This window comes from Streptomyces sp. NPDC048290, from assembly GCF_040652095.1.
Taxonomy (GTDB): domain Bacteria; phylum Actinomycetota; class Actinomycetes; order Streptomycetales; family Streptomycetaceae; genus Streptomyces.
Map to the genome: position 1 here is coordinate 14,033 of NZ_JBEZLM010000026.1, position 17,388 is coordinate 31,420.

Sequence of the window (17,388 nt, forward strand, 5' to 3'; positions counted from 1 at the left end):
GTCGCGCAGTTCCCCGCGCCCCTATGTCGGCTGCCAGCAGCTGCGTTGACAATGTGCGGTCGGTCCGCGGCCCAGGCGGCAGGTGCTCGTCGTCCTTCGCGCGTCCGTCGTGGCTGGTCGCGCAGTTCCCCGCGCCCCTATGTCGGCTGCCAGCAGCTGCGTTGACAATGTGCGGTCGGTCCGCGGCCCAGGCGGCAGGTGCTCGTCGTCCTGCGTGCGTCCGTCGTGGCTGGTCGCGCAGTTCCCCGCGCCCCTAGGGCAGTTGGGCCACAGGCCCGCCGGCGGTGTGCCCGGGGTCCGTGCCCTAGGTGGGCCGCGGCCAGGTCGATTCTCTAGAAGCCGGAGTCCGGGGCGTCGAGGGGCTGGGGGTCAGGCCCTTCTGGCTGGCGCGCCCGCGCCCAGTGCGCCTCTCTGGGGGGTGATGCCTGAGGGGACCGCGCGGGAGCGGGCCGGGGTGCCGGTCCAGCAGGTGCCTCGGCGGGAGAGGAGGCGGCGCAGCCAGAGTTCCAGGGAGACGAGGTGGGCCAGGCCGTCGACGGGGAGGGGTTCGCCCTCGGCGCTCGCGCGCAGGGCCTTGCGGACGACACGGGCCTCGACCAGGCCCGCCTCGGCGAGGAGCGGCGTCTCGAAGAGGTCGATGAGGTGGGCGACGGAGACCCGCAGGCCGGTGCGGGCCGCGTCCGCGGCGGGGGCGCTGGAGGGGGCGCCCCAGCCGGGCGGGAGGTCGGCGACACCGGCGCCCTTGAGGACCGTGCGCAGGATCGCGGCGCGGGCGCCGGGCTGGACGCGCAGCGCCTCGGGCAGGGCCCGGCACGCGCGCACGACCTGGTTGTCGAGGAACGGGGTGTGCAGGCGCTGGAAGCGGATCTCGGCGGCCTGCTCCAGGACGCGGATGTCGGCGGCGTGCCGCGCGAGGGCGGCTCTCGCGCGGAAGTCGCCGGGGCGCTGGCCGGGTCCCATGACGCCGGAGCGGCCCGGCTCGCTGTGCAGGCGAACCGATACTTCAGCCAGTGCCTCCCCGGTCAGCCAACGGGCCGCCGGACCCGGTCTGGCCCAGGTGAGCGCGGCGAGGGAGGCGCCCACCGCACCGCCGGGCTCGTCGAAGCGGCGGTCCATGAGGCGGTCGGCGAGGCCGTCGACGCCGGTGCGGTAGGGCGTCCGGGAGAGGCGGCGGGCGGCGCCGTACACGCGGGGCGGGACCAGGACCGAGCCCTCCGCCTTGGCGAGGGCCGCCACGGGGCGGACCATGTGGCGGCGTTTACGGTCCATGAGGAGGTCGGCGAGGCGGGCCGGATGGGCGTCCAGGACCTGACGGGCGCCGTATCCGGTGAAGTGGTCGGCGCTGCCCGCGAGGAGGCGGGCGCGGTGCCGCGCGGCGGTCACCAGGGACGCGCCCGGCTCATCGGTCAGCGGACCGTCCAGGTCGGCGTAAGGGAGGGTGTCCTCGCCGCCGGTGACGACCACGTGGTGCAGGCGCGGGTTGGCGGCCAGTTCCCCGGCCCGCTGCACCTCGGCGGCGCGCCCGGGGACGGCCAGGTCGTTGAAGGTGACCGCGAGCAGCCGCTCGCCCGCGCCCGTGCCGTGGCCCAGGACCGTGCCCGGGTTGCCGGGCAGACCGGCCGCCAGGAGGGCGAGGGTGGCGGACGCGGGGCCGCCGGACAGGTCGGCGCCGATCCCGGGAACCGGCATCCCCCGCGCGGCACGCCGTTCGGCGGGCCCCATGCCGGGCACCGGCCCGGGGTCGATGTCCGCGCCGGGAACATGCCGGGGCGCGGACAGCCGGGCGCGTACGGCGTCCACCAGGGCGTCCCGTACGGCGTCCACCGCGCTGTCCGGGTCGGCGGGCGGCGCGGCCACGGCGAGGGAGGCCACCGGCTCGTATCCGGCGATCTCGCGCGCCCCGGCGCGCAGGATGAGCGCGTGTCCCGGCGGAACGCGCCGGACGCCGTCGTAGGGCGTGGAGTCGTGCAGCGCGGCCGGGACGTCGGGCGCGGCGAGCAGCGCGGCGAGATGGCCGAAGTCGAGGTTGGCCTCGACGAGGTCGGCGAGCGGCAGCGCGGCGGTGGCGTAGGCGGTACCGCTCGCCCACGGGGTGTGGAAGACCGGGCGGGCGCCCGCGAGATCGCCGCAGACGGTGACCCGGCGGCCGACCTGGACGACGGCCGTGTAGCTGCCCGGCCAGGCCGTGAGATGGCGCAGGGCGCCCCCGCGGGCGGCGAACAGGGCGACGCGCAGTTCCTCGTCGGAGGCCGCGCAGGTGCCGAGGACCGCGACCCGGGTCTGGGCGTCGGCGGCGACCACACGGACCTCGTCGGGGCGCCAGTCGCCGACCGCCCACAGGGGGTCGGGGTCGCCCCAGAGGGGCTGGGAGCCCACCGGGTGCAGGGTCTCGCCGTCGGGCCCGGCGGCGCCCGCGGTACCTGCGGTGACGCCTCCTCCGGGCGGCGCGGCGGCGCTGCTCCATCCCACCAACCACCGCATCGAAGCCTCCACAGGCTGTGGACAACCAGTGCACCGTACGAACCGGTTCCCCATGCTGCCACGAAGAACGTGAAGTGGCGGAGCGGCGGAGCCGCTCGCGGGCCGGGGAATCCCTCCCCGCGCGGAGGGCGTTATCCGACCGAACACGCGCGCGGGAGCTGGTCACTTCGACTCGAATGCGCCCCCACAACACGCCCCCAAAGCACCCAACGCGCCGTCAATTCGTATGGTGGGAGGGGGGATCGGGGCGGCTTCATAGGAGCTATTTTCAGCCAAATCGCGGAAGTGTGAAAAACAGGGGAGCGGCTGTGACCACGCTCCGTACATGCTCTGCGCACCGCCCGGCGGCGCGCAGTCCGGGAGGCGGCAGTCCGCCCCCCGGACCGTCCCGCCGCCCGCGGGGATGAAGGCGGCGGTGTCCCCCAGCCCACTGGTCCAGTACAGCGGGCCGACCCACGCAGGAGTCATGGAATCGCTCCCCCGATGGCCGGAGAAGAGCGCACGGGCGGGCGCACGGCCACACACCGGGAGCACGCCGCGACGCACCGTGCCCGCCCCGTACTTCCGTACGGGCCACAATCCCGCCATCCGGAACAATGCCCCTTAACGCTTGGGATGCGGCGAACTACGCTGGGTTTACGAATGCCGCGTGCCTATGCCAGAGCGGCAGCCGTCTGTGTCGAGGGGTGGCGCAATGTCCAGGGAGCAACGCGGGCCGAACGACAAACTCGGCGCCGTTCTCGCCCTCGCGGGCATCTCCAACGCGGGTCTCGCGCGACGCGTCAACGACCTTGGCGCCCAACGCGGACTGACGCTCCGCTACGACAAGACCTCGGTGGCCCGCTGGGTCTCCAAGGGCATGGTGCCGCAGGGTGCGGCCCCCCATCTGATCGCCGCCGCCATCGGCCAGAAACTCGGCAGGCCGGTGCCGCTGCACGAGATCGGGCTCGCCGACGCCGACCCCGCGCCCGAGGTCGGCCTCGCCTTCCCGCGCGATGTCGGACAGGCGGTGCGCTCGGCCACCGAGCTGTACCGCCTCGACCTCGCCGGGCGCCGGGCCGGCTCCGGCGGCATCTGGCAGTCCCTCGCCGGGTCCTTCGCAGTGAGCGCATACGCAACGCCCGCCTCCCGGTGGCTGATAACCCCGGCCGACAGTTCGGTCGCGCGCGACGCACACCTCTCGGAGGGCTCCGGCGCACCGCTCAAAGTCGGCCACAGCGATGTGCAGAAGCTCCGTGAGGCGGCGGAGGACGCCAGGCGCTGGGACTCCAAGTACGGAGGCGGCGACTGGCGTTCGTCCATGGTGCCGGAGTGCCTGCGCGTGGAGGCGGCGCCCCTGCTGCTGGGCTCCTACTCCGACGAGGTCGGCCGCGCCCTGTTCGGCGCCACCGCCGAACTCACCCGGCTCGCGGGCTGGATGGCCTTCGACACCGGCCAGCAGGAGGCCGCCCAGCGCTACTACATCCAGGCGCTGCGGCTCGCCCGCGCGGCGGCCGACGTCCCGCTCGGCGGGTATGTGCTGGCCTCCATGTCGCTCCAGGCCACCTACCGCGGCTTCGGCGACGAGGGCGTCGACCTCGCCCAGGCCGCGCTGGAGCGCAACCGGGGCCTGGCCACCGCGCGCACGATGAGCTTCTTCCGGCTGGTCGAGGCCCGCGCCCACGCGCGGGCGAACGACGCGCAGGCGGCCGGGGCGGCGCTGAAGGCGGCGGAGGGCTGGCTGGAGCGGTCCCGGGAGGGCGACCACGACCCCTCCTGGCTCGGCTTCTACTCCTACGACCGGTTCGCCGCCGACGCGGCGGAGTGCTACCGGGATCTGAAGGCGCCCCGGCAGGTGCGGAGGTTCACGGAGCAGGCGCTGTCGAAGCCGACGGAGGAGTTCGTGCGGTCGCATGGTTTACGGCTCGTGGTGTCGGCGGTCGCCGAGCTGGAGTCCGGGAACCTCGACGCGGCGTGCGAGCAGGGGGTGCGGGCGGTGGAGGTCGCGGGGCGGATCTCGTCCGCGCGGACGACGGAGTATGTGAAGGATCTTTTGCATCGGCTGGAGCCGTATGGGGATGAGCCGCGGGTGGTGGAGTTGCGGGAGCGGGCTCGACCACTGTTGATGATGGCGCCGGCGTAGGTTTTTTGCGGATTCGTCTGCCTTGTCTCGGTGGGTTCTCGGGCTTTCCCGCCGCGGGGGTTGTTCGCGCAGTTCCTCCCCCAGAGGGGGTACCCCCAGCGCCCCTTTCAGGTGGGCTGCCGTTCTCGGCGTCAGAGGGCTGGCGCGCCCCTTCAGGTGGGCTGGCGGCCCCGGCGTCGGAGAGTGGCCGCGCCGCCGATCCCCTGGTTTGAAGGGACTGTCAGTGGCGCAGTGCACTATCTAGGTGGGAGGTGGTGCGGGTGCGTGGTGCTGGTGGGTACGAGTGTGACGTGGTCGTCGTCGGGGGCGGCATCGTCGGGCTGTCCACCGCGTTCGCGATCACCCGGGCCGCGCCCGGCACCCGGGTGACCGTGCTGGAGAAGGAGCCCGGCCCCGCCCGCCACCAGACGGGGCGCAACAGCGGGGTCATCCACAGCGGCATCTACTACCGGCCGGGCTCCCTCAAGGCGCGGTACGCCGTCCGCGGGGCCACGGAGATGGTGAAGTTCTGCGCCGAGTACGGCATCGCCCACGCCGTGACCGGCAAGCTGATCGTCGCCACCGAGCGCGCCGAGCTGCCCCGACTGCACGCCCTGGTCCAGCGCGGCCGGGAGAACGGGATACCCGTCCGCGAGCTGGGCGCCGCCCAGATCCCCGAGTACGAGCCGCAGGTCCGCGGCCTCGCCGCCATCCATGTCGGCACGACCGGGATCTGTGACTTCACCGGTGTCGCCCGCCGCCTCGGCGAGGCGTCCGGCGCCGAGATCCGCTACGGACAGGAGGTCGTCCGCGTCGACCGGCGCCCCGAGCGGGGCGTGGCCGTCCTCACCCGCGCGGGCGAGGTCGTCCGCGCAAAGACCCTGGTGAACTGCGCGGGGCTGTACTGCGACAAGATCGCCCGGCTGACCGGCGACGACCCGGAGATGCGGATCGTGCCCTTCCGGGGCGAGTACTACGAGCTGGCGCGGCCCGACCTGGTCCGTGGACTCGTGTATCCGGTCCCCGACCCGGCGTTCCCGTTCCTCGGCGTCCATCTCACCCGGGGGATCGACGGCGGTGTCCACATCGGGCCCAACGCCGTCCCCGCCCTCGCCCGCGAGGGCTACGGCTGGGGTGTCGTACGTCCCCGTGAGGTCGCCGCCACGCTCGGCTGGCCCGGCTCCTGGCGGCTGGCCAGGCGGCACTGGCGGTACGGCGCCGGGGAGCTGCGCCGCTCGGTGTCCAAGCGCGCCTTCACCACGGCCGTACGCAGACTGCTCCCCGTCGTCCGGGAGGACGACCTGGTCCCGGCGGCGGCCGGGGTCCGGGCCCAGGCCGTGCTGCGGGACGGCTCCCTGGTGGACGACTTCCTGATCAAGGAGGCCCCCCGGGCCGTCCACGTCCTCAACGCGCCCTCCCCGGCCGCCACCGCGGCACTGCCCATCGGCCGGGAGGTGGCCAGACGCGCGCTGTCCGCGCTGGGGGACGCCCGCTGACCTTCCCGTCCGGGACAGGACCGGGACCGGGACGAGGGCCAGGGCGAGGGCCGGAGCCAGAGATCACCGCCGCCGTCCCGCACGGGACCAGAACCAGGATCAGGACCAGGATCGTGACCAGAGCCGGAGATCACGGCCGGAGATCCCCGCCAAGGGCCACCGCCCCGGACCTCCCGTCCTCCCCGCGCGCGTAAAATCGTCCCACTGTGTCTGACTCTCCCCGTATCCCCGAAACCCCCCGGCGACCCACCCCGCACGGCCCCGGTGTCTCCGTGCGGCATACCCGGGCCAAGGGTGAGCCCCGGTTCCCGGACGGGCCGCAGGCCGATCCCGCCGGGTCGCACTTCGAGCGGCGCATCCGCAGCTTCCAGCCGCGCCGCAGCCGGGTCACCGCCGGTCAGGCGGACGCCCTCCAGCGGCTGTGGCCGCAGTGGGGACTGGACATCGACGGACAGCGGGTGATCGACCTCGCCGAGCTGTTCGGCAACCGGCGACCCGTGGTGCTGGAGATCGGCTTCGGGATGGGCGAGGCGACCGCGCAGATGGCCGCCGCCGACCCGGACACCGACATCCTCGCCGTGGATGTGCACACCCCGGGCCAGGGCAATCTGCTCAATCTCGCCGACCAGGCCGGACTGACCAACGTCCGGGTCGCCAACGGCGACGCCATCATCCTGCTCCGCGAGATGCTCGCCCCCGACTCCCTCGACGGGCTGCGCGTCTACTTCCCCGACCCCTGGCCCAAGAAGCGGCACCACAAGCGGCGGCTGATCCAGCCCGAGTTCCTCAGCCTCGCCGCCACCCGGCTGCGACCGGGCGCGCTGCTGCACTGCGCCACCGACTGGGAGCCGTACGCCGAGCAGATGCTCGACGTCCTCACCGCGCACCCCGATTTCGCCAACACCCGGGCCGACGGCGGTTTCGCCCCGCGCCCCGCCTTCCGCCCGCTGACCCGTTTCGAGGGCCAGGGCCTGGACAAGGGCCACGCGGTGAACGATGTGCTGTTCCGCCGCGTACCTCACCAGGACCACCCCGGCCCGCGGGAAGAACACCTCGATCCTCCGGCCGACCCGCGGCCATAACACCGCGCCACCGACCGGCGGCCACATCACCGTGCCACGAACCGCAGCCACAACACCACGTCACCGACCCGCGGCCACAACACCGCGCCACCGACCCACACCCACAACATCGCGCCACCGGCTCACGGCCTCCCCCGACCGCCCCCGCGCCAGGCACCATCGCGGCCCGCGCACCGTCTCGTTAGGGTCGAAGTCGTGGCCACCAACCCCCCATGTCCGATCCACCCCGGCGGCCCGCCCGCCGAGGCGCCACCGCGCGGGCGGTGGTGGCGGCGCGGGACCGCCCACCGGTACGCGCCGGCCCACCGGTACGCGCCGGCCCACCCCACCGGCTGGCGGCGGACCCGGTACGCCGGACTGATCGCCCTGCTCGCGCTGTCCGGGCTGGTCATCCTCGCCCTGGTGCGCCGGCAGACCGGCACCGCGGGCTTCTTCGTCGGGCTGGGCCTCGCCGTACTGCCGGTGCCCCTGCTGATAGCCACCTTCCGCTGGCTGGACCGGGTCGAACCGGCGCCCCGGCCGCAGCTGGTGTTCGCGTTCTCCTGGGGAGCCTGCGCGGCGGCGCTGATCGCGATCGTCACCAACAGCTTCGCCATCCGCTGGATAGCCACCGCCACCGCCGACCCGGGCGGCGCGGACACCCTGGGCGCCACCGTGATAGCGCCGGTCGTGGAGGAGAGCGCCAAGGCCGCCGCGATCCTGCTGGTCTTCCTGTTCCGCAGACGGGACTTCACCGGGATCGTCGACGGTGTGGTGGTCGCCGGGGTCACCGCCACCGGCTTCGCCTTCACCGAGAACATCCTCTACCTGGGCAACGCCTTCGGCACCGACCAGGCCGACGGGGACACCGGCATCGCCCCGGTCACCGTCGCCACCTTCTTCGTCCGGGTCGTCATGTCACCGTTCGCGCATCCGCTGTTCACCGTGTTCACGGGCATCGGGTTCGGGATCGCCGCCGTCGCCGGGGAACGCCAGCGGCTGCTGCGGCTGCTGTCGCCACCGGCCGGGCTGCTGCTGGCCATCGCCGTACACGCCTTCTGGAACGGCTCCCCGTCCCTCGGCGACTACGGCTTCCTCGCCGTCTACGCCGCCTTCATGGTGCCCGTGTTCGCCCTGCTGACCTGGCTGGTGATCTGGACCCGGCAGCGGGAACTGCGCGTGGTGCGCGAGGAACTGCCCGCGTATGTGGCCGCCGGCTGGCTCTCCCCCGCCGAGCCCTACGCGCTCGGCTCGATGCGGGCCCGCCGACTGGCCCGGGAGTACGCCGGACGCCGACTCGGCCGCCGGGCCGCCCGTACGGTCGCGGAGTACCAGGCGTACGCCACCTCGCTCGCGGTGCTGCGCCGCCGGGGCGACCGGGGCCGGGCCCGAGCGGACTTCGTCCCGCGCGAGCGGGAACTGCTCACCGCGCTGTGGCACCGCAGGAACATCGCGGGCCCCGCGCTCGCCCACGCCGCCCGGCTGACGCCCCCGCCGTTCCCGGCGACCGACCCGAGACGGCAGCCGTACGGCTCCACCGCCCAGCCCCTGCCTCCGCAGCATCCGGCGCCCTACAACCCGTACCGCACCTGACGGGACATACGCGGGCGGCGGCCCTGACGTCGGGGGGTCGTCGTCAGGACCGCCGGGATCACGGCCGTTCCGCGAATCCGGGAACGGGGGCGCGGAACGGGGAGTGCGGAACGCAGCACGCGGGACGCGGACGTCGAGCGGGTCGGATCCATCAGGGCATTCAGACCGTCACGGCCGTAGACCTCAGGGATCCAGACCGTCAGGCATTCGGACCGTCAGGGGTTCAGGCCCTTGTCGCGGAGCCAGGCCAGCGGGTCGATGCCGCCGCCGGAGCTGGTGTGCACCTCCAGGTGGAGGTGGGCGCCGGTGACATTGCCGGTGGCGCCGACACGGCCGATGACCTCGCCGGTGGTGACCTTCTGGCCGACGCTGACACTGATCGAGGACTGGTGGGCGTACCAGACCTCGGTGCCGTCGTCGAGGGTCAGCACGGTCTTGTAGCCGTACGAACCGTCCCAGCCCGCCGAGGTGATGGTGCCGGAGTGGACGGCCTTGATGAGCGTGCCCGTGGGCGCGGCGAAGTCGGTGCCGGTGTGGTAGCCGGACGACCAGAGCGAACCGGCCTGGCCGAAGGTCGAGGTGAGGGTGTACGACGAGGTCGGCAGCGCGAACTGCTTGGCCAGCTTGGCGAGGCGCTCCTCCTCGGCCTTGCGCGCGGCTTCCTCCTCCGCCTTCTTCTTCTCGGCGGCGGCCTTCTCACGCGCCTCCCGCTCCGCCTTCTCGGCAGCCGCGGTGGCCTTCTTCTCGGCGGCGGCGAGCACCGCCTGGGCAGCCTTGGTGTCGACCTGGTCCTGCTGGCTCTCGGCCTGGGCCATGATGCGGGCGCGCAGCGCCTCACCGGCGTCGGTGGTGCCCTGGCCGGTGTCGGCCGGGGTGACGCCGATCCCGCTGAGCGGGGCGGTCTCGGGCTCGGCGGCGGGCTCTTCCGCGTCCGCGTCGTCCGTGAAGGTGGGGAGGTCGGGCAGGGAGATCGCCACCGGCGGCTTGCCGGTCTGCGCGGTGGCCATGCCGCCCGCGCCGACGGCGGCTATGACACCGACGCCGAGGACCGTGGAGCTGCGGGCCAGGCCGCCGCGGGCGAGTCCGCCGCGCTGCTTGGCGACGCGGTGCCGGCCGCGGACCGGGCGGACGGTCTCCGCGCTGGGGTTCCATTCCTCCCACGGGCCCTCGTCGGTGCGGGGGCCGCCGTAGACGACGGTGTCGTCGCTGCGCTGGGCGGGTATGAACGGGGCCCCTGGAGCAGGCCGGTTGGACGCCACGTAGGCGTACTCCTTTCCTTCCCTCTCGCCTACCGGGTTAGCTGACGGGTTCGGAGCAGGAAGGTCTCCTACGCGCGTAAATCAGCCATGTCTCCATGGCGATGTACGCCCGATTCACCCCAAGGTGGTGGTTCCCCGGTTCCCTCACGGGATTCGGCGCTTGCGCACGGAGCCGCCTCTTGTGACGGCTGGGACGACCGCGCTGCGTTATCGGACAGTAATAGAACCCAAGGGTGATTTCCAAGCGCTTCCTGGAGATCATTCACGCTCTTACGCTGGACGTACGGGCCACGAGGGCGGAAATTCGGGCGAGTCACCCCCGCCTTGGGCCTGTCTCACACCGGTCTCGTGGGGCACTCCACAACCGCCCTCATGTGATGGTGACTCAGTTGTTATGCGGAGGGCGGTCGTCCATTCACTCACCGTGACCGTAGGCCGGGCGCCCGGGTGCCGGGCCGGGCCGCCGTACGGCGAGCAGCGCCATGTCGTCCGTCATCCCGCCCCCGGTGTGGTGCCGTACCTCTTCGGACAGGGCCGCCACCAGGTCCGCCGGGCCCCCGAACAGCCGCCCCGCCAGCCGGTCCTCGGGCTCGAAGAACACCCCGCTCCCGTCCCGCGCCTCGGACAGCCCGTCGGTGAACAGCAGCAGCGTGGCCCCGCCCGGGAACTCCGCCTCCTGCGCCCGGTCCGGCCACGCCCCCAGGTCGCCCATGCCCAGCGGCAGGGCGGGCTCGGGCGCGTCCAGCTCGCGCAGGGTGCCGTCGGCGTACAGCAGCAGCGGCCCCGGGTGCCCCCGGTTGACCATCCGCACCACGGCCCGGCCGTGCGGGATCTCGGCGAGCACGGCGGTGGTGAACCCCTCGTAGGCGTCCAGCCCGTCGCGCCGGGTGCCCTCCCGCGCGAGCGCCCGCTCCAGCCGTGCGGCGACCGCCTCCAGGGTGGCCTCCTGCTCGGCCGCCTCCCGGAACGCCCCGATCACCACCGCGACGGCGGCCACCGCGCTCATGCCCTTGCCCCGTACGTCCCCGACGACGAGCCGGACCCCGTGCGGGGTGTCCTGCACCGCGTACAGGTCGCCGCCGATGAACGCGCCCGCCTGGGCGGCCTCGTAGCGGGCGGCGATGTCGAAGCCGCCGATCCGGTCGTCCGGTTCCGGCAGCACCGCGCGCTGTGCCGCCTCGGCGATCTCCCGCGCGGAGGCGAGCCGGGCGTCACTGCGCCGGACCAGGACATTGATCAGCACGGCGAGCACGGAGACCGTGGCCACCGTGACGGCCTCGGTGATGGTCTCGGCGGCGAGGGGCTTGTCCACCCCGATATGGACGATGAACATGACGACCAGGGCCACGACACCGGTGATCACGGTGTAGCGCAGCCCGAACAGCGGCGCCGCGACCAGGGGCGCCGCGGTGAAGAACGGCACGGCGGTGAAGTGGGCGGGCATCACGGTCTCGTACACCGCGCCGCCGACGATCAGCAGGGCGGGCAGCACACGCACGACCGGTCTGATGTACGAGAAGCCGCCCCGCTCGGGGCCGCCCTGTGGCGAACTGCCCCGGGGCATCGTGCCGCGCGGCCCGGTGTACGGCCCCTCGCCCTCCGCCTCACCAGGCAGCACCTCGCGTCTCCCGCCTTCGTCTCCGTCAGTCCAGCGTTGCCGCAGCACGGCGGACGGGCGAGCCGGGCGGGCCGACCGGATGAATGGACGAGGGGGGAGCGCCAGGGCTGCGGGGGGGCGGGGCGCGGAAAACACTCAGGGCCGGAATCCGTGATCCGGATTCCGGCCCTGAGCCTTGAGTAGCGGGGACAGGATTTGAACCTGCGACCTCTGGGTTATGAGCCCAGCGAGCTACCGAGCTGCTCCACCCCGCGTCGGTGTGTCACCAGTGTACGCCATGGTCGGACCGGTCAGCACACCGATTGAAACGCGCCCCTTCCGCACCGTCTTCCCGAGGCGCCCCTTCCTTCCCGAGGCGACCCTTCCGCACCGCCTTCCAGACGTGCCCCGTCTGCACCGCCATCCAGACGCGCCCCTATGTACGCGTTGCCGGAGGCGCCCCCTACGCACCCGTTCCCGTAGGCGGCACACAGGAGGCGCCTACGTGCCCGGGTTCCCCGCGTGGGTGAGGGTCTCCCAGGCCACGAAGAACCCGTCCGTGCCCGCCGGGCGGGTCGTGACGGCCAGCCGGTGCGCGGCCGGGACGGGGGTGTCGAGCCGGTTCTCCAGATGGTTGAGGGCGACTTCGAGGGCGGGGCCGAGGTCCCGTTCGATCCGGCCGCCGCACAGCCAGCCGGGCGCGGGACGGCCCTCCTGGTAGGGCGCGTGCAGGGCGAGCGCCGCGCGGAGCCGGTCGGCGGCGTCCTCGTACAGGTCGACGCCCTGCTGCCAGGCGGTCTCGGCGGCATGGGCGGTGGCGGCGACGGCGTGCCCGACGTGGGCGAAGCCCCGGCAGGTCTCCTGGGTGAGGCCGTCCTTGAAGGTGCGCTGCCGGAACCAGGACGCCCGTACCTGCTCCGGGGTCTTCGCGGCCGAGCCCGCCTGGGTGCGGGGCAGGGGGCCGTCCTTCTCCAGGTAGAACACCGACGGGACCCGCTCGCGGAAGCGGGCGAGGGAGGCGTCGAAGGTCTTGCGGTCGTCCAGGAAGACGGCGATCGACAGGGCGGCGTCGATGGCGGTGAGGTCCCGGTCGCCGCGGCGGTCGGGGGCCGTCCCGGTGACATGGGGCAGGTGCGCGGTGCGGAGCATGGTCGCGAAACGGCGGACGCGGTCCTTCGGCCAGCCCGCGCCCTCCGTGTGCCGGACGATCTCGGCGGCCCGCGCCCAGGTGCCGCCCGTCCATCCGGCCTGGAGCCCGGCACCGGCCCGGGAGTGCCGGGTCAGCCGGGCCGACCAGGCGTCCATGATCTCGGCGGCCTTGGCGGCGTGCCGCCGCTTGCCGGTGACGGTGAACAGCAGCGCCTGGGTGTAGGCGGCGATGGCGTCCTCACGCTCCTCGACACACCCCGCGCCCGGGACGTCCCCGACGTCCCCGCCCGGACAGGAGACGTCCGCGACCGGCCGCGCCCGGTACTTGTACGACCCGTACTCACTGTCCCGCATGTCCAGATACGCCGTCAGCCACGGCTGCTTCCCCGCGGTGACGTTCTTCCGTACGGCGTCCAGCTGGGCCTTGCCGACGAGGACGCCGGGGTGGGTGAACGGCTGGTCGGCGGCGAGCACATGCGTCCTGGCCCGGGAACCGGAGTCGAGGGTGCCGCACCCGGCGGCCGGGACGAGCACCAGCGCGGCCAGCGCCAGCGCCGCCGGCCGCCGCGCGTTCCGCCCGGCACGTCCGCCCGCTCCCCGCATGGCCACCACCTCCGCGTAGTCCGCCCGCCCGGTCCGCGCACCGGTCATGGCAGCGTGCCGGGGGGCGGCCCGGGGCGCAGAAGTTGTTGGGCCGATCGGCGGAGCGGACCCGTCCTAGGTCAGGAGGTGGAGATTGGGCGCCTTGGCCTGCCGCTCGTACTCCGGGAGTACGACGACGGTGGCGCCCTCGGCGGTCAGCAGGCCGGTGCCGTCGGCGGACGGCACGAAGGTGTCCGGCTCGCGCCAGGCGGTGACCACCCGGCGGACGCCCGCGTCCAGGATCAGCCGGGCGCAGGGGCGAGGCCGGGAGGCGCGGTGGGCGCAGGGCTCAAGGCTGGAGTAGACGGTGGCGCCGGGCAGCCGGGGGTCGGCGGGGTCGGTCTTGGCGAGCGCGGCCTCCTCGGCGTGCACCACCGGGTCGCCGCCCTCGCGGGAGTACCCCCGGGCCAGTTCGGTGCCGTCCGCGGCGACGACCACCGCGCCGACGCTGAACGCGGTACGCGAGGGCGGGCAGTCGGCGGCGAGCGCGCAGGCCAGCCGGAGCCAGTGGTGGTCGGCGGCGACGGCCGGCCCGCCGGTGCCGGGGGCGGTGGGCGCGTAGCGCATCAGGACGACGTCCTCGATCCGGCGGGTCTCCAGGAGGCGGAGGCGGCCGGGCGGGTAGGCGCCGGGGCCGAAGAGCGGGGGCGCGGCCGGGTCGCCGACGAGGAGCGGGGCGAGGACGAGGTGGAGTTCGTCGGCGAGGCCCTCGGTGAGCAGTTGGGTGTGGACCGTGCCGCCGCCCTCGACCATCAGCCGCCGTACCCCGCGCTCGTCGTGGAGATGGGTGAGCAGGGTCCGCCAGGCGAGGTCGGGGCCGAGGGGGACGACCTCGGCGGCGATGCCCTTGGCGCGGGCGCGGTCGGCGCCCCGGTCGGTGGTGTAGAGCAGCTTCTCGCCGCCGGTGTGCCAGAAGCGGGCGGCGGGGTCGAGGTCGCCGGTGCGGCTGACGGCGACCTTCAGGGGGTAGGGCGGGCGGCCCGCGGCGACCCGGGCCGCGCGCCGCTCGGCCGAGTTGACCAGCAGCCGGGGGTTGTCGGCGCGCAGGGTTCCGGCGCCGATCAGGATGGCGTCGGAGGCGGCCCGTACCTCGTCCACCCGGTCGAAGTCGGCCGGGCTGGAGAGCAGCAGGCGGTCGGGGCCGGTGTCGTCCAGGCGGCCGTCGAGGGAGACGGCGGCGGAGAGCAGGACGTGCGGGTGCGGCATGGACGGCTCGGCTTCCGGTTCCGGGAGGAGTGAGGAGGGGCTGTGTGCGGGTGGGTGGGTAAGCGCGCTGATCGGCGGAGTTGGCTTCAAATTTTAAGCAAATCTACACTGGTCGTATGACGACTCGCTGGCTCACCCCCGAGGAGCAGCGCGCGTGGCGCGCGTACATCGGGACCGTGCTGCTCCTGGAGGACGCGCTCGACCGGCAGCTCCAGCTGGAGGCCGGGATGCCGCATCTCTACTACTCCATCCTCGCCCACCTCTCCGAGGCCGAGGAGCGACGGCTGCGGATGACCGATCTCGCCGGGCTGCTGAAGATCACCCGCAGCCGGCTGACGTACGCCGTCGGGCGGCTGGAGAAGGACGGGCTGGTCCGGCGCGAGGGATGTCCCAGCGACAAGCGGGGGAGCATCGCCGCCCTGACGGACGAGGGGATGGCGCTGCTGGAGCGGGTCGCGCCGGGCCATGTCGAGACGGTCCGGGCGGCGCTGTTCGACCATCTGTCCGCGGAGCAGGTGGGACAGCTGGAGGAGATCTTCACGGGCGTGGCACGGGCGCTGGAGGGGACGGAAGGGGCGGAGCCGGGGGGCGGTGGGGGCGTGCCGTGGCTGCGGCGCTCCTCGCCGTACTCGTGAGACCCGCGGTGAACGGGGCGCCTCATGGGGTCACTTCTCATGAATTGCCCCTCAAACGGGTTGCTTCAAATTTCAAGCGTGGCGTATGGTCGCGTTCGTCCGATCATCTGCTTCAAATCTTAAGCAAGCGTTCCAGTGAGCAGTCAGCCAGCCGAAGCAGCCAGAACAGCGACGCGTCCGGAGACCTCGATGCCCCTCAGCCCTGACCCGGCTCACGCCCCCGCCATCACCCCCGCCCCCGCCACCATCCGTACCCGCGTCCGTGTCCCCCTCCGCTTCGACGACGGGTACGGCGTCGACGCCGAGCTGGTCACCTTCCACGGGCTGGCGGACGGGCGGGAACACCTCGCCGTGCTGCTCGGCGACCCGGCGCCCGGCGCGGTCCCCCTGGTCCGGCTGCACTCCGAGTGCCTCACCGGCGATGTCTTCGGCTCCGCCCGCTGCGACTGCGGCCCGCAGTTGCGCGAGGCCGTCGAGCGCATCGCCGAGCGCGGCGGCGTCCTGCTCTACCTCCGCCAGGAGGGCCGCGGCATCGGCCTCTACAACAAGCTCGACGCGTACGCCCTCCAGGACCAGGGCCTGGACACCTACGAGGCCAACGCGGCGCTCGACCTCCCCGAGGACGCCCGGGACTACACGGCGGCGGCGCAGATGCTCGGCGCGCTCGGCATCGGGGAGCTGGATCTGCTCTCCCACAACCCCGACAAGGCGGAGCAGTTGCGCGGGCTCGGGGTCACCGTCCGCGAGCGGGTTCCGACGGGGGTCTTCACCACCGCCCACAACGTCCGTTATCTGCGGGCCAAGGCGCTCCAGACCCGGCACACCCTGCCGCTGGCGCAGTTGGTCGACCGGACGGCGGGGTGAGCCGGGTCTCGGGCGCGGTTCAGACCTCTGTCTCCGGCCAGCCCAGCAGCCGTGCGCCGATCACCGCCGTCTGGAGGGTGTAGCGGTGCACGGGGTCGGCGGGGTTGGTGCCGGTCAACTGGTGGATGCGGTCGAGGCGGTAGGTCAGCGCGCGGACGCTCAGGCTGAGCCGCCGGGCGGCCTCGGCGGCCACACACCCGGCGTCGAAGTACGCGGTGAGGGTGGCGACCAGCGGCTGGGCGCCCCCGCGGGCCTCCCGCAGCGGGCCGAGGGTGTTGCGCACCAGGTCGGCCATGGCCTGCCGGTCGCGGGTGAGCACCGGGTAGACCAGCAGGTCGGCGGCGCGCAGTACGGGTTCGTCCAGTTGGAGCCGGTCCGCCAGGTCCAGGGCGTTGAGGGCCTCCTCGTAGGAGTGGGCCACTCCACCGGTGCCGGGATGGGCCCGGCCGACGGCGACCTGTCCGCCCCCGGTGGCGGCGTGCGCCTGCTTGGCGAAGAAGGTGAGGATCTCGCCCTGGTCCCCGGGGACGATGCAGATCAGCCGTCCGTCCTTGGTGGCGAGCAGTATCCGCCGCTCGCCGAACCGGGTGAACAGCACCCGCTCGACCTGCCGGGTGGCCGGGTGGGTGTCGTCGACCGGGGTCGCGGGCTGGGCCACGGCGACCGCGTGGGCGTGGGAGAGCAGCAGTCCGAACCGCTCCGCCCGCTCCACGATCCGGCCCACACCGCTACGGCCGTACAGCAGATCGTCGATGAACTCCCGGCGGGCCGCCTCCTCCCGGCGCACGGCCAGCTTCTGGGACCGCTCATGGCCCTCGGCGAAGGCGTCCATGGCCTGCTCGACGGCGGCGAGCACCTGTTCGCTGCCGGACACCGGCAAGGTGGGCCAGAGGGCCCGGGTCGCCGCGAGATGGCCGCGGACCAGGACCCGCAGTCCGAGCCCGGCCTCGGCGGCACGCTCGCCCTGGGCCCGCCGGGACTCCAGTTCGGCGCGGGTCAGGCGACGGCCGGTGGCCCCGGCGTCGCGGAGCATCTCGGCGTAACCGGACAGGTAGTCGTCGTCCTCCCCGGGCTCCGGCATGGTCTCGTCTCCCTCCCCCGGCGACCCGGACGGTCCGAACGGGCCGAATGGTCCGAATGGTCCGAACGGCGCGAAGGGGTCTGACGGTCCGGACGGGACTGACGGTCCGGACACGCCAGCTCGTCCCGACGGCCCGGACGCGCCAGCTCGTCCCGACGGTCCGGACGCGCCAGCTCGTCCCGATGGTCCGGACGCGCCGGACGGCCCGGACGCGCCGGAAGGT

The 17,388-nt window shown here is 73.7% G+C and carries 12 protein-coding genes, 1 tRNA gene and 1 riboswitch; of the genes, 6 read left to right on the top strand and 7 right to left on the bottom strand.

Going from position 1 to position 17,388, the window contains the following annotated elements; genetic code table 11:
* Nucleotides 1-369: 369 nt before the first annotated feature.
* Nucleotides 370-2,481, bottom strand: a complete 2,112-nt coding sequence (locus AB0D49_RS33560; protein WP_362765093.1) for an asparagine synthase-related protein — start codon at nucleotides 2,479-2,481, stop codon at nucleotides 370-372.
* A gap of 694 nt (nucleotides 2,482-3,175) precedes the next feature.
* Here AB0D49_RS33560 and AB0D49_RS33565 point away from each other — a divergent pair.
* The 4 genes from AB0D49_RS33565 to AB0D49_RS33580 all read left to right on the top strand — a co-directional run bounded on the left by AB0D49_RS33565 (nucleotide 3,176) and on the right by AB0D49_RS33580 (nucleotide 8,732).
* Nucleotides 3,176-4,603 (top strand): MFS transporter, encoded by a 1,428-nt coding sequence (locus AB0D49_RS33565; RefSeq protein WP_362765095.1) that lies wholly within the window; start codon nucleotides 3,176-3,178, stop codon nucleotides 4,601-4,603.
* Nucleotides 4,604-4,854: 251 nt separating this feature from the next.
* On the top strand, nucleotides 4,855-6,078 hold the full coding sequence (gene lhgO / locus AB0D49_RS33570) for an L-2-hydroxyglutarate oxidase (protein ID WP_362765098.1): 1,224 nt from the start codon (nucleotides 4,855-4,857) through the stop codon (nucleotides 6,076-6,078).
* 206 nt (nucleotides 6,079-6,284) lie between these two features.
* Complete coding sequence (trmB, locus tag AB0D49_RS33575; RefSeq protein ID WP_362765101.1) at nucleotides 6,285-7,160, top strand: tRNA (guanosine(46)-N7)-methyltransferase TrmB; 876 nt, start codon at nucleotides 6,285-6,287, stop codon at nucleotides 7,158-7,160.
* Between the two features lie 195 nt (nucleotides 7,161-7,355).
* Entirely contained in the window at nucleotides 7,356-8,732 is a 1,377-nt protein-coding gene (locus tag AB0D49_RS33580) for a PrsW family intramembrane metalloprotease (RefSeq protein ID WP_362765104.1), read from the top strand.
* 215 nt (nucleotides 8,733-8,947) lie between these two features.
* Here AB0D49_RS33580 and AB0D49_RS33585 read toward each other — a convergent pair whose 3' ends face one another.
* From AB0D49_RS33585 to AB0D49_RS33605, 5 genes are all read right to left on the bottom strand, one after another.
* Nucleotides 8,948-9,991, bottom strand: a complete 1,044-nt coding sequence (locus AB0D49_RS33585) for a M23 family metallopeptidase (RefSeq protein ID WP_362765107.1) — start codon at nucleotides 9,989-9,991, stop codon at nucleotides 8,948-8,950.
* 11 nt (nucleotides 9,992-10,002) lie between these two features.
* Nucleotides 10,003-10,160: riboswitch (cyclic di-AMP (ydaO/yuaA leader) on the bottom strand.
* Nucleotides 10,161-10,406: 246 nt separating this feature from the next.
* Nucleotides 10,407-11,555, bottom strand: coding sequence for a PP2C family protein-serine/threonine phosphatase (locus AB0D49_RS33590; RefSeq protein ID WP_362765390.1), 1,149 nt, complete (start codon nucleotides 11,553-11,555; stop codon nucleotides 10,407-10,409).
* Between the two features lie 234 nt (nucleotides 11,556-11,789).
* A tRNA-Met gene (locus AB0D49_RS33595) sits at nucleotides 11,790-11,863 on the bottom strand.
* Nucleotides 11,864-12,089: 226 nt separating this feature from the next.
* Nucleotides 12,090-13,388 carry an alginate lyase family protein gene (locus AB0D49_RS33600; RefSeq protein ID WP_362765110.1) on the bottom strand — a complete coding sequence of 433 codons (1,299 nt, stop codon included), beginning with the start codon at nucleotides 13,386-13,388 and terminating at the stop codon, nucleotides 12,090-12,092.
* Nucleotides 13,389-13,454: 66 nt separating this feature from the next.
* A complete protein-coding gene (locus AB0D49_RS33605) occupies nucleotides 13,455-14,585 on the bottom strand; it encodes a dihydrofolate reductase family protein (RefSeq protein WP_362765112.1) in 1,131 nt (376 codons plus the stop codon).
* Between the two features lie 116 nt (nucleotides 14,586-14,701).
* Here AB0D49_RS33605 and AB0D49_RS33610 point away from each other — a divergent pair, with 116 nt between their 5' ends.
* Together AB0D49_RS33610 and ribA are read left to right on the top strand one after the other, a co-directional pair.
* Nucleotides 14,702-15,220, top strand: a complete 519-nt coding sequence (locus AB0D49_RS33610; RefSeq protein ID WP_362765114.1) for a MarR family transcriptional regulator — start codon at nucleotides 14,702-14,704, stop codon at nucleotides 15,218-15,220.
* A 189-nt stretch (nucleotides 15,221-15,409) separates the two neighbouring features.
* Entirely contained in the window at nucleotides 15,410-16,084 is a 675-nt protein-coding gene (gene ribA, locus AB0D49_RS33615; protein WP_362765117.1) for a GTP cyclohydrolase II, read from the top strand.
* A 19-nt stretch (nucleotides 16,085-16,103) separates the two neighbouring features.
* On the opposite strand, the gene AB0D49_RS33620 is transcribed toward ribA, so the two are convergent.
* Nucleotides 16,104-17,165 carry a helix-turn-helix domain-containing protein gene (locus tag AB0D49_RS33620; RefSeq protein WP_362765120.1) on the bottom strand — a complete coding sequence of 354 codons (1,062 nt, stop codon included), beginning with the start codon at nucleotides 17,163-17,165 and terminating at the stop codon, nucleotides 16,104-16,106.
* Nucleotides 17,166-17,388: the final 223 nt, after the last annotated feature.